Annotated in this window: 12 protein-coding genes and 1 tRNA gene; 10 read left to right on the top strand and 3 right to left on the bottom strand. The window is 63.8% G+C overall.

Annotated features, from left to right (window positions below; genetic code table 11):
• Nucleotides 1-24 precede the first annotated feature (24 nt).
• Genes ACOZK4_RS18230 through ACOZK4_RS18250 form a run of 5 tightly spaced genes read left to right on the top strand, consistent with a single transcriptional unit; the run spans nucleotide 25 to nucleotide 5018 of the window.
• Entirely contained in the window at nucleotides 25-690 is a 666-nt protein-coding gene (locus ACOZK4_RS18230) for an amino acid ABC transporter permease (RefSeq protein WP_421593180.1), read from the top strand.
• 11 nt (nucleotides 691-701) lie between these two features.
• Nucleotides 702-1352: an amino acid ABC transporter permease gene (locus ACOZK4_RS18235; protein ID WP_313526623.1), complete on the top strand. Its 651-nt coding sequence runs from the start codon at nucleotides 702-704 to the stop codon at nucleotides 1350-1352.
• Nucleotides 1345-2067, top strand: coding sequence for an amino acid ABC transporter ATP-binding protein (locus tag ACOZK4_RS18240; RefSeq protein ID WP_313526620.1), 723 nt, complete (start codon nucleotides 1345-1347; stop codon nucleotides 2065-2067). The genes ACOZK4_RS18235 and ACOZK4_RS18240 overlap by 8 nt, the downstream gene beginning before the upstream one ends.
• 7 nt (nucleotides 2068-2074) lie before the next feature.
• Entirely contained in the window at nucleotides 2075-3325 is a 1251-nt protein-coding gene (locus ACOZK4_RS18245; RefSeq protein WP_421593102.1) for an NAD(P)/FAD-dependent oxidoreductase, read from the top strand.
• Between the two features lie 10 nt (nucleotides 3326-3335).
• The gene (locus tag ACOZK4_RS18250) at nucleotides 3336-5018 is read left to right on the top strand and encodes an aconitase X (RefSeq protein WP_421593103.1); all 1683 of its coding nucleotides are present in this window, start codon (nucleotides 3336-3338) and stop codon (nucleotides 5016-5018) included.
• Between the two features lie 4 nt (nucleotides 5019-5022).
• On the opposite strand, the gene ACOZK4_RS18255 is transcribed toward ACOZK4_RS18250, so the two are convergent.
• Both ACOZK4_RS18255 and ACOZK4_RS18260 read right to left on the bottom strand, forming a co-directional pair.
• Nucleotides 5023-6192 (bottom strand): nucleotide sugar dehydrogenase, encoded by a 1170-nt coding sequence (locus tag ACOZK4_RS18255; protein WP_421593104.1) that lies wholly within the window; start codon nucleotides 6190-6192, stop codon nucleotides 5023-5025.
• A gap of 104 nt (nucleotides 6193-6296) precedes the next feature.
• Nucleotides 6297-6386, bottom strand: a tRNA-Ser gene (locus ACOZK4_RS18260).
• A gap of 231 nt (nucleotides 6387-6617) precedes the next feature.
• On the opposite strand from ACOZK4_RS18260, the gene ACOZK4_RS18265 reads away from it, so the two are divergent.
• From ACOZK4_RS18265 to ACOZK4_RS18275, 3 genes are all read left to right on the top strand, one after another.
• Entirely contained in the window at nucleotides 6618-6935 is a 318-nt protein-coding gene (locus tag ACOZK4_RS18265; RefSeq protein WP_313526609.1) for a hypothetical protein, read from the top strand.
• A gap of 47 nt (nucleotides 6936-6982) precedes the next feature.
• Nucleotides 6983-7633: a peptide-methionine (S)-S-oxide reductase MsrA gene (gene msrA, locus ACOZK4_RS18270; RefSeq protein WP_421593105.1), complete on the top strand. Its 651-nt coding sequence runs from the start codon at nucleotides 6983-6985 to the stop codon at nucleotides 7631-7633.
• A gap of 230 nt (nucleotides 7634-7863) precedes the next feature.
• Nucleotides 7864-8856, top strand: coding sequence for a BMP family ABC transporter substrate-binding protein (locus ACOZK4_RS18275; RefSeq protein WP_313526603.1), 993 nt, complete (start codon nucleotides 7864-7866; stop codon nucleotides 8854-8856).
• A gap of 87 nt (nucleotides 8857-8943) precedes the next feature.
• Here the strand turns inward: ACOZK4_RS18275 and ACOZK4_RS18280 are convergent, their stop codons facing one another.
• Nucleotides 8944-9168, bottom strand: a complete 225-nt coding sequence (locus tag ACOZK4_RS18280) for a SlyX family protein (RefSeq protein ID WP_421593106.1) — start codon at nucleotides 9166-9168, stop codon at nucleotides 8944-8946.
• A 152-nt stretch (nucleotides 9169-9320) separates the two neighbouring features.
• Here ACOZK4_RS18280 and ACOZK4_RS18285 point away from each other — a divergent pair, with 152 nt between their 5' ends.
• Both ACOZK4_RS18285 and ACOZK4_RS18290 read left to right on the top strand, forming a co-directional pair.
• Nucleotides 9321-10856 (top strand): ABC transporter ATP-binding protein, encoded by a 1536-nt coding sequence (locus tag ACOZK4_RS18285; RefSeq protein WP_421593107.1) that lies wholly within the window; start codon nucleotides 9321-9323, stop codon nucleotides 10854-10856.
• Nucleotides 10853-11986: an ABC transporter permease gene (locus ACOZK4_RS18290; RefSeq protein ID WP_421593108.1), complete on the top strand. Its 1134-nt coding sequence runs from the start codon at nucleotides 10853-10855 to the stop codon at nucleotides 11984-11986. Before ACOZK4_RS18285 ends, ACOZK4_RS18290 begins: the two co-directional genes overlap by 4 nt.
• The last annotated feature ends 1 nt before the right edge of the window (nucleotide 11987 follow it).

Raw genomic sequence — 11987 nt, forward strand, 5'->3', positions numbered from 1 at the left:
TCGTTTCCGAAGGGTGAGACGGCAATGTTCAGTTATAATTTCCATTGGAATCAGGCGTTCAAGGCCCTGCCGCAGATGCTGGACGGTGCTTTGGTCACGCTCCAGATCGCCCTCGCCTCCATGGCCATCGGCCTTGTCGTCGCGCTCGCGCTGACGCTCTTCCGGCTGTCCGGCAACCGCATCCTGAACGGCTTTGCGACCGTCTGGGTCGAGATCGCGCGCAACACGCCGGCGCTCTTCCAGATCTACATGGCGCATTTCGGGCTGGGCAGCTTCGGCATCCACTTGAGCCCCTATACGGCGCTGCTCGTCGGCATCGCCTTCAACAATGCCGGCTATCTCGCGGAGAATTTCCGCGGCGCGCTGAAGGCGATCCCGGAAACGCAGACCCGCGCCGGCCGCTCGCTCGGCATGACGCCGCTCATGGCCTTCCGCTACATCGTCATGCCACAAATGCTGCGCATCGCCTTCCTGCCGGCCACCAACCAGATGGTCTGGGCAATCCTGATGACCTCGCTCGGCGTCACCGTCGGCATGAACACCGATCTCGCCGGCGTCACCCAGGCGCTGAATGCGGTGTCCTTCCGGACCTTCGAATTCTTCGCGCTCGCGGCGGTCATCTACTATCTGATCGCCAAGGCCGTGACGCTGGCTGCGCGTCTCGCCGCCACGCGCATGTTCCGCTACTGAGAGGGTAACCCATGTTCGATACCGCTCTCACGCTTGCCGATCTCGGCTTCCTCGCCCAAGGCGCGCTGATGACGCTTGCGGTCACCGCCGTCTCCGTGATCGCCGGCACCATTCTCGGCGTCGTCTTCGGCGTGCTGCGCAACCAGCTCGGCACCTACTGGTCGCTGCCGATCACCTTCCTGCTCGACATCTTCCGCTCCGTGCCGCTGCTCATTCAGCTCGTGCTCGGCAATGCGGCGCAATCGATCATGAAGCTCGGCTGGGCGCCCTTCACCACATCCTGCGTGGTGTTGTCGCTTTATACGGCCGCCTACTGCACCGAGATCGTGCGCGGCGGCATCTCCGCCGTACCGACGACGACGCGCCGCGCGGCCCGATCGCTCGGCATGACCTGGTGGCAGGACATGCGCTACATCGTGGCGCCGCTTGCCACCCGCGTCTCGCTGCCCGCCTGGATCGGCCTGACGCTCGGCGTCATGAAGGATTCGGCGCTGGTGCTCTGGCTCGGCCTCATCGAGCTGCTGCGCGCCTCGCAGATCCTCGTCACGCGCCTGCAGGAACCGCTGTTCATCCTGCTGATCTGCGGCGCCATCTACTTCATCATCAGCTTCCCCATAGCCCGGCTTGGCGGCTATCTCGAAAAACGGTGGTCCAATGATTGAGATCGAAAACGTCCGCAAGTCCTTCGGCCAGCTCGAAGTTCTCAAGGGGATCAACCTCACCGTCCAGAAGGGCGAAGTGCTGACCATCATCGGCGGCTCGGGCTCGGGCAAGTCGACGCTGCTCACCTGCATCAACGGTCTGGAGACCATCGATGCCGGCCGCATCGTGGTCGACGGCACCGACGTCCATGCCAAGGGCACGGACCTCAACAAGCTGCGCCGCAAGCTCGGCATCGTCTTCCAGCAGTTCAACGCCTTCCCGCACCTGACCGTGCTGGAAAACGTCATGCTGGCGCCGGTCAAGGTTCTCGGCCAGTCGAAGGCCGAAGCCGAGGCCATGGCCGTCAAGCAGCTGACCCATGTCGGTCTCGGCGACAAGCTGAAGGTCTATCCGAGCCGCATGTCAGGCGGCCAGCAGCAGCGCATGGCGATTGCCCGGGCGCTCGCCATGTCGCCGGCCTATATGCTGTTCGACGAAGTGACCTCGGCGCTTGACCCGCAGCTCGTCGGCGAAGTGCTGGACACGTTGCGCATGCTGGCCTCCGAAGGCATGACGATGATCTGCGTCACGCACGAAATGAAGTTCGCCCGCGAAGTCTCCGACCGCGTCGCCTTCTTCCACAAGGGCGTGATGGCCGAGATCGCACCGCCGGAAGCGTTGTTCGGCGCGCCGAAGGATCCTGAGCTGCAAAACTTCCTCGCCGCGACGCATTGAGACCGTGATGAACACTGACATTCAGCCCGGCGTCGTCGTCATCGGCGCCGGCGTCGTCGGCCTGTCGGCGGCCATTGCCGCCCAGGCGCGCGGCCTCACCGTCACCGTTCTGGAACGCGAGGCCCCGGCAGCCGGCGCGTCTGCCGGCAATGCCGGCGCTTTCGCCTTCACCGACATCCTGCCGCTCGCCTCGCCGGGCATCCTGAAGAAGGCGCCGAAATGGCTGCTCGATCCGCTTGGGCCGCTCAGCGTTCCGCCGTCCTACGCCATCAAGATCGCACCGTGGATGTTCCGCTTCTGGCGTGCCTGTTCGGCAAGCCGCGTCGCTCATTCCACGGCGGCGCAGACCGCGCTGATGGACCTTTCCAAGGCCGAGCTGGAACCGTTCCTCGCCCAGACCGATACGCTCGGCATGCTGCGCAAGGAAGGCAACCTGCAGGTCTATGAAAGCCAGGCCGAACTCAACGCCTCGCTGCCCGGCTGGAAGGCCCGCGAACAGCACGGCGTCGAGTTCCACCATCTCGACGCCAATGCCATGGCGGCGATCCAGCCCGGCCTCGCGCCACGCTTCACGCACGGCACGTTTACGCCCGGCTGGTATTCCATCGCCGATCCAAAACTCTACACGCTGGTGCTTGCCGACCATTTTCGCGCAAAGGGCGGCACAATCGAGCGTGCCGACGTCTCCGGCCTGCACCCGATCGAGGGTGGCATCGAAATCCGCACGACCGACGGACGGACGCTGCGGGCGCAGAAGGTCGTGTTGTCGGCCGGTGCCTTCTCTCATCAGGTCGCGCGCTCGCTTGGTGAAACCATCCCGCTCGAGACCGAGCGCGGCTACAACACGACGCTGCCTGTCGACGCCTTCGACCTGCGCACGCAGGTGACCTTCGGCGGCCACGGCTTCGTCGTGACCCGGCTTTCGACCGGCATCCGCGTTGGCGGCGCGGTGGAGCTTGGCGGACTGAAGCTGCCGCCGAACTTCCAGAGGTCGCAGGCCATGCTGGAAAAGGCCCGCACCTTCCTGCCCGGCCTCAAGCCCCAGGGCGGCGTGCAGTGGATGGGTTTTCGCCCGTCGCTGCCGGACAGCCTGCCGGCGATTGGCCGCGCCCGTGCCACGCCGAAGGTCATCTATGCATTCGGTCACGGCCATCTCGGCCTCACGCAGTCCGCCGGCACCGCCCGTCTCGTCGCCGATCTCTTGACAGACCGGCCGACCACCATCGACATCGCACCTTTCTCGCCGCAACGTTTCTAGGAGCTATTCCATGACAGCGCTCTCCGCCCGCAGCATTCTTGCCGGAACAGCCTCCGGTCCGATCATCGCCGCGGGCGAGGCGCTGAGCTTCTGGGGCGGCGTCGATCCGGCGACCGGCCGCGTCATCGACGTGCACCATCCGCTGCATGGCGTGACGATCACCGGCGGCATCCTGATGATGCCGTCGAGCCGCGGCTCCTGCACCGGATCCGGCGTGCTGCTCGATCTGGCGCTCACCGGCCGCGCGCCGGCCGCGCTTGTTTTCAGCGAGGCGGAGGATGTTCTGACGCTCGGTGCGCTGATCGCCGCGGAAATGTTCGGCAAATCGCTGCCGGTTTTGCGCCTCTCGCATGAGGCCTATGACGCGCTCTGTCGTGCCAAGACGGCGACGATCAGCGACACAGAAATCGTCGCCGACGACCTCGTCATCCCCGTTTCCCCGCCGGCCACAGCGGCCCTCGATCTCACCGAGAACGACCGTGCCATGCTCGAAGGCCGCGACGGCATCGCGGTGCAGCTGGCGCTGCGCATCACCATCGCCATGGCCGCCCAACAGGGTGCGGAAAAGCTCATCGACGTGGTGCAGGGCCATATTGACGGCTGCATCTATGCCAGCCCCGCCAACCTAACCTTCGCGGAAAAGATGGCCGACATGAGCGCCAAGGTGCGTGTGCCGACCACGATGAACGCCATCTCCGTCGACCGCGCCAACTGGGAGAAGCAGGGTGTGCCGCAGGAGTTCGGCGACCCGGCCGCCCGCCTTGCCGATGCCTATGTGCGCATGGGCTGCCGCCCGACCTTCACCTGCTCGCCCTACCTGCTCGACAGCGCGCCGAAGACGGGCGAGGCCATCGCCTGGGCCGAATCCAATGCCGTGATCTTCGCCAACACAGTGCTCGGCGCCCGCACGGCAAAACACCCCGATTTCCTTGACCTCTGCATCGCGCTCACCGGCCGCGCGCCGCTGTCCGGCGTCTATCTCGACGAACAACGCAAGGCCAGGCGCGTCATCGACGTGGAATTGCCCGACACTATCGACGACGCCTTCTGGCCGATCGTCGGCTATCTCGCCGGCCGCGCGGCACCCGACCGCATCCCCCTGCTGCGCGGCCTTGCGACCGCCAAGCCAACGCAGGACGATCTGAAGGCACTGTGCGCCGCCTTCGGCACCACCTCGGCCGCCCCCATGCTGCATATCGAGGGCGTGACGCCCGAAGCCGACGGCAGCGCCGCCGACAATGCCGACCGCACAATCATCACCCGCGCCGACATGATCGACGTCTGGAGGATGTTCAACGACGGCCCCGCCGAGGTCGAACTCGTTGCCATCGGCAGCCCGCACGCCTCGTCCTCCGAATGCCGGGCGCTGGCCGATGCGCTCGGCGACCGCAAGCGCCATCCCGATGTCACCGTCATCGTCACGGCCGGCCGCGATGTCATGGCGCAATCCGGCGACGTCCTGACCCGGCTCAGGGCGAGCGGCGTTCAGGTCCTGCCGGATCTCTGCTGGTGCTCGATTTCCGAACCGATTTTCCCGACGAAGACACGGGCGCTCATCACCAATTCCGGCAAATACGCCCATTACGGCCCGGGCCTCTCCGGCCGCACCGTGCGCTTCGGCAATCTCGCCGATTGCATCGAGGCGGCGCTGACCGGCCGCGTGCCGCCGCGCCTGCCGGCATGGCTCGCCTGAAGCCTCAGTCCCGCTCGAAAACGTCGCGCGTATAAACCTTATCCCTGACGTCTTCGAGTTCAGCGGAAAGGCGGTTAGCAACGATGAGGTCGGCGCGGCGCTTGAACGCGTCGAGATCGCGCACGATTTCCGAGCGGAAGAACGTGTCGTCCTCGAAATCCGGCTCGTAAATGATGACCGGAATGCCCTTGGCCTTGATGCGCTTCAAGATGCCCTGGATGGAGGATTCACGGAAATTATCCGAATCCTTCTTCATCGCGAGCCTGTAGACGCCGACTACATCGGGGTTGCGCGCGACGATGTCGAGCGCCAGAAACTCCTTGCGCGTCGTGTTGGCATCGACGATGGCGCGGATGAGGTTCTGCGGCACATCGGAGAAATTGGACAGAAGCTGCTTGGTGTCCTTCGGCAGGCAATAGCCGCCATAGCCGAAAGAGGGATTGTTGTAGTGCTTGCCGATGCGCGGATCGAGCCCGACGCCCTCAATGATCTGGCGCGTGTCGATGCCATGCGTCATGGCGTAGGAATCGAGTTCGTTGAAATAGGCGACGCGCATGGCGAGATAGGTGTTGGCGAAGAGCTTGATAGCCTCGGCCTCGCCCGAGCCGGTAAAGAGCAGCGGCACGTCGTCCTTCAAGGCGCCCTGCTGCAGCAGGCTCGCAAAGAGCCGCGCCTCCGGCGTATCCGCCCCCATGACGATGCGCGACGGGTAGAGGTTGTCATGCAGCGCCTTACCCTCACGCAGGAATTCCGGCGAGAAGACGATGCGCGCGTCACCGCGCTCATTGCGCAGCGCCTGGGTATAGCCGACGGGCACGGTGGACTTGATGATAACAGTGGCATCCGGATTGAGTGCCCGCGCCTCGTCGATGACCGCCTCAACGCTTTTCGTATCGAAATAATTGTACTGCGGATCGTAGTTGGTCGGCGTCGCCACGAGAATAAAATCCGCCCCGGTAAACGCCTCCGCCTTGTCCGTCGTCGCCTTCAACCGCAACGGTTTCGTCGCAAGATAGTCTTCGATCTCGGCATCGACGATGGGCGAAAGGCGCTGATTGACCTTCGCCACCCGTTCCGCGGAAATGTCATAGGCGATGACATCATTGTACTGGGCAAGCAGCACCGCATTGGAAAGCCCGACATAGCCGATACCGGCAACCGCAATCGTAACCATGAAAATCCCGTCGGCAACGCCGTTGAAACAGATGCTGCGGGCGCGGCGAAAGCCAGGTCCGGCGACAATCCGGCAGATATTATGGGGGGAGGGTTACAAAAGGATGGCGGACAGAGCGGGATTCGAACCCGCGATAGAGTCTCCCCTATACACACTTTCCAGGCGTGCGCCTTCAACCACTCGGCCACCTGTCCGTCCGCTCGCTGCCGGTGGTTAATCCGACGCGGGTCGCCTTCCTGTTTCCATTCCGGCGAGACGGCGCGATATATACCGAGGTTTGGCGCGCAATCAACCGCTTTCTGACAGTTTTTTGAAGGATATGCCGCATCGCGGCGAAGGATTGCAGAGTGCCGCGCGTCTTCCTATCTATAGGCAGCAATGAAGTGGAGCGGTTTTCGGCTCCCAAGGGCACCGGGAGGGTGCGCATGATACGGTTCGTCCTGAAGGCCATCAGTCTCTTCGCCCTCGTCGTTGCGGTCATGGCCGGCACGATCGATGCGATCCAGTCGGTCTCCGCCTCCGAGCCGGTGCTGACGCCGCTCGCCGTTGCCTGGAGCACGGCAAGCCCGGATACGATCGCGCTCGTCGCCGACGGCATCATGCGCAAGTTCCCCTATGCCTGGGATCCGGCGGCGCTCTGGGTGCTGTCGCAGCCGGCTTTTGCCGTGCTGCTCGCCGTATCCTTGTTCTTCTGGGTTATCGCCTACCGGCGCCCGCCCGTCGCAGGCCGCTTCACCGCCTGATACATTAAACCGCCGCCGTCCCGCGCGGCCCGGCCAGGAGGCCATCCATGTTCCTGATCGATATGTTCAACAAGAAGACCGCCATGCCCGCGCCGGAAGCCTCGCTTCCCGGCCGTGAGCAGCCGATCCCGACGTCGGAAACGCATTTCGTCAACGGCAATCCGCTGAAGGGCCCTTATCCGCAAGGTTTCAAGACCGTTTTGCTCGGCATGGGCTGCTTCTGGGGCGCCGAGCGGCTCTTGTGGAAAATCCCCGGCGTCTGGGTGACGGCGGCGGGTTATTCCGGCGGTTTCACGCCCAACCCGACCTATCACGAGACGACGACGGGACTGACCGGCCATACCGAAGTCGTGCTCGTCGTTTACGATCCCGCCACGGTGACGCTCGAGGCGCTGCTCAAGGTCTTCTTCGAGGCGCATGACCCGACGCAGGGCATGCGCCAGGGCAACGATATCGGCACGACCTACCGCTCGGCGGTCTATCTCGACGATGAGGCCGACCTTGCGACGGCGCGGCGTGTGCGCGACGCCTACCAGGCGGCCCTGACGGCAGCCGGGCGCACTGACCGCATCACGACGGAGATCGCCAAGGCCGGGCCACTCTACTTCGCCGAGGATGTGCACCAGCAGTATCTCGCCAAGAATCCCGGCGGCTATTGCGGCCTTCGCGGCACGGGCGTGGCCTGCGCCATCGGCTGAAAAAGCTCGAAAATTCGGGGAAATCCGCGCCGTCGCGAACAGGGTTTTATCTTCCTGTTGGCGGCGGCTTCTATTTTTTACCATCTGAAAAATTTCTGGTGAATTTTTCCCGGAGGCATGCAAGGATGCCGCCAGCCTGACCCAAGGGAACGGGTCGGTGGCTCCGCCGCGCGCCTGTCAGCGCCCGCGCGGAAGGTCCCTATAAGATCAATAGCGAACAGGGCTGCACAATGAAAAAAACCCTTCTCACCCTTCTTGCAACTGCTGCCATGTCGGCCAGCGCGCTCGCCGCGGATATCAAGCCGGCGATCATCTATGACCTCGGCGGCAAGTTCGACAAGTCGTTCAACGAAGCGGCCTATAACGGCGCGGAAAAGTTCAAGACCGAGACCGGCATCGAATACCGCGAATTCGAAATCGCCAACGACGCCCAGCGCGAGCAGGCGCTTCGCCGCTTCGCCGGCGACGGCAACAACCCGATCGTGATGGCCGGCTTCTCCTGGGCAGCGCAGCTTGAGAAGGTTGCCGCCGAATATCCCGACACCAAGTTCGCCATCATCGACATGGTTGTCGACAAGCCGAACGTCCGCTCGGTCGTCTTCAAGGAAGAAGAAGGCGGCTGGCTGGCCGGCATCCTCGCCGGCATGGCTTCCAAGTCGAAGACCGTCTCCTTCGTCGGCGGCATGGACATCCCGCTCATCCACAAATTCGCCTGCGGCTATACGGGCGGCGTGAAGTCGCTCGGCGCCGACTACAAGGTGCTCGAAGCCTATACGGGCACGACGCCGGATGCCTGGAACGACCCGGTCAAGGGCGGCGAAATCGCGAAGTCCCAGTTCGACCAGGGCTCGGACGTGGTCTATCACGCTGCCGGCGGCACGGGTGTCGGCGTTCTCCAGGCTGCGGCTGACGCCGGCAAGCTCGGCATCGGCGTCGATTCCAACCAGAACGGCATGCATCCGGGCAAGGTCCTGACCTCGATGGTCAAGCGCGTCGACGTCGCCGTCTACGACGCCTTCATGTCGGCCAAGGACGACACGTTCAAGCCCGGCATCAACGTGCTCGGCCTGAAGGAAAACGGTGTCGACGTCGCCATGGACGACAACAACGCACCGCTCATCACCCCGGAAATGAAGGCCGCCATCGACAAGGCGCGCGCCGACATCATCGCCGGCACGGTGAAGGTCCATGACTACATGACGGACGAGACCTGCCCCTACTAAGCGGCATTGACGGCCCGTTTGCGAAAGCAGACGGGCCGATTCCGTTTTCCGGCGCGTTCACCCTGTTTGGCCTGCGGCGCTGCCCGTTCAGTAATGCGGCGGGCGGGTAATGGCCGGGGCTTCGCCGGCCCCTTCCTCCAGCAAGAGAAACCGTTCCGTCAGCCGGTCGAGCTTCGTCCTGACCTGCTCGACCACACGCCATTGTTCGGCGAGCTGGTCGGAGAGCTCCTCGATCGTAACGGCCTGGTGGGCGACATGCTCTTCCAGGCGGGCGATGCGCGTGGCGTCGGTGTCTTCGGGAAGATCTGTCATGGCTGTCCTCGTCATGCGGCAAGCCTGAGCTATAGCGGGGGAGCCCCCGGCCCGCAATCGGGCTGGACAAGTGCAACGGAAGCAACAAGACTACGACCCGGCAGGCCGAAAAACGGCCCGTCGGCCCTAAATCCCCGTAAGAGTGGATCGTCATGAGCGAACTGGCAATCGAACTGAAGGGCATCGACAAGAGCTTCGGCCTCGTCCACGCCAACCGGAATATCAACCTGAAGGTCCGCAAAGGCACCATTCACGGTATCATCGGCGAAAACGGCGCCGGCAAATCCACCCTCATGTCGATCCTCTACGGCTTCTACCAGGCCGACCACGGCGACATCGTGATTGACGGCAAGACGATCAAAATCCGCGATCCCAATGCGGCGATCGCCGCCGGCATCGGCATGGTGCACCAGCACTTCATGCTGGTGGAAAACTTCACGGTGCTGGAAAACATCATGCTCGGCGCAGAGGAAAGCCAGATCCTCAATGCCGGCATCACCAAGGCGCGCGCCGAACTGAAGCGGCTCGAGAAGGAATATGCGCTGGAGGTCGATCCGGACGCCGTGATCGAGGAACTGCCCGTCGGTATCCAGCAGCGTGTCGAAATCCTGAAAGCGCTCTACCGCAAGGCCGATATCCTCATTCTCGACGAGCCGACGGGCGTTCTGACGCCGGCCGAGGCCGATCACCTGTTCCGCATTCTCGGCCAACTGAAGGACCAAGGCAAAACCGTTCTCCTCATCACCCACAAGCTGCGCGAGATCATGGCGATCACCGACGAGGTCTCGGTCATGCGCCGCGGCGAGATGGTGGCGACGCGCACGACCAAGGACACCTCCGTCGAGGAACTGGCCGAGCTGATGGTCGGTCGCCGTGTTCTGCTGCGCGTCGAAAAGGGTGAGGCCAAGCCCGCCGACGTCAAGCTCTCGGTCAAGAACCTCACGGTGCGCGACAGCCGCGGCGTGACCATGGTGGACGACGTGTCCTTCGACCTCAGGGCCGGCGAGATCGTCGGCATCGCTGGTGTCGCCGGCAACGGCCAGTCGGAGCTGCTGGAGGCGATTTCCGGCATCCGCCGCGCCAAATCCGGCACCGTGCTGCTCAACGGCCGCCCCGTCGATGTGACCGGCAATGCCGATCCGGCGGAGCTGCGAAAATGTGGGCTGGCCCATGTGCCCGAAGACCGCCACCATGTCGGCCTCGTCCTGAAATTCGAGGAGAGCGAGAACGCCATTCTCGGCTATCACGACGATCCGAAATACCGGAAGGGTCTGACCCTCGACATCGACGCCATCAGGGCCGAAGCTGAAGAGAAGATCGCGGCTTACGACATCCGCCCGCCGAATCCGCGGCTGAAGACCGCCAATTTCTCCGGCGGCAACCAGCAGAAGATCGTGCTCGCGCGCGAGATGGAGCGCAATCCCGATGTGCTGATCATCGGCCAGCCGACGCGCGGCGTCGATGTCGGGGCCATCGAATTCATTCACAAGCGCATCATAGAGATGCGTGATCAGGGCAAGGCCGTGCTGCTCGTCTCGGTCGAACTTGACGAGATCCGCGCGCTGTCCGACCGCATTCTCGTGATGTTTGCCGGCCGCGTCGTCGGCGAGCGTGCCCCGGATGCCACCGAAGGTGAACTCGGCCTGCTGATGGCCGGTGTGGAAGGCCCGAAGGAGGCCGCGGAATGAGTGTTCCCTATGCGAAACTGCCGGCCTGGGCCGAATATGGCCTGATCCCGCTCGTCAACCTCGCCGTCGCCTTCCTGATTTCCGGCCTCGTCGTGCTGATCGTCGGCGAAAGCCCGCTGGAAGCCGCCTATCACATGATCAACGGCGCCTTCGGCCGCGGCGAATATATCGGCTTCACGCTCTACTACACCACGACCTTCATCTTCACCGGCCTTGCCGTGGCGGTCGCCTTCCATGCCGGCCTGTTCAACATCGGCGGCGAAGGCCAGGCCTATGTCGGCGGCATCGGCGTGGCGCTCGCCTGCCTTGCGCTCGACCGGACGCTGCCCTGGTATCTCGTCTTCCCGATCGCCATCCTCGGCGCCGCTTTCTTCGGCGCGCTCTGGGCGATGATCCCCGGCTGGCTGCAGGCCAAGCGCGGCAGCCATATCGTCATCACGACGATCATGTTCAACTTCATCGCCGCCAGCCTGATGAACTACCTGCTCAACAAGGTGTTCAAGCCGCTCGGCTCGATGTCGCTGGAAACCCGCACTTTCGATGCCGGTGGCCAGCTGCCCAAGCTCGACTGGCTGATGTCGATCTTCGGGCTTTCCGTCGGCAATGCCCCCTTCAACATCTCCTTTCTGCTGGCGCTCGTCGCCGCCTTCGGCGTCTGGGTGCTGATCTGGCGCACGAAACTCGGCTACGAGATGCGCACGATGGGCCACAGCCCCGCCGCCGCGCGCTATGCCGGCATCAAGGAAGCCAAGATCATCGTCATCACCATGATGATCTCGGGCGGCCTTGCCGGCATGATGGCGCTGAACCCGATCATGGGCGAGCAGTTCCGCATGCAGCTCGAATTCGTCCAGGGCGCGGGCTTCGTGGGCATCGCGGTGGCGCTGATGGGCCGCTCGCATCCGGCGGGCATCATCCCGGCCGCGCTGCTCTTCGGCATGCTCTATCAGGGCGGTGCGGAAATCTCCTTCGAGATGCCCTCCATCTCGCGTGACATGATCGTCATCATCCAGGGCTTGGTGATCCTCTTTGCCGGAGCGCTCGAACATATGTTCCGCCCCGCCATTACCCGTCTCGTCATCGGCCTTTCGCCGAAGACGCGCGACGTCGCCGCCACCAAGGGAGCCTGAT

The sequence above is a fragment of the Shinella sp. M27 genome, assembly GCF_049199905.1.
In the GTDB taxonomy this organism is placed as follows: domain Bacteria; phylum Pseudomonadota; class Alphaproteobacteria; order Rhizobiales; family Rhizobiaceae; genus Shinella.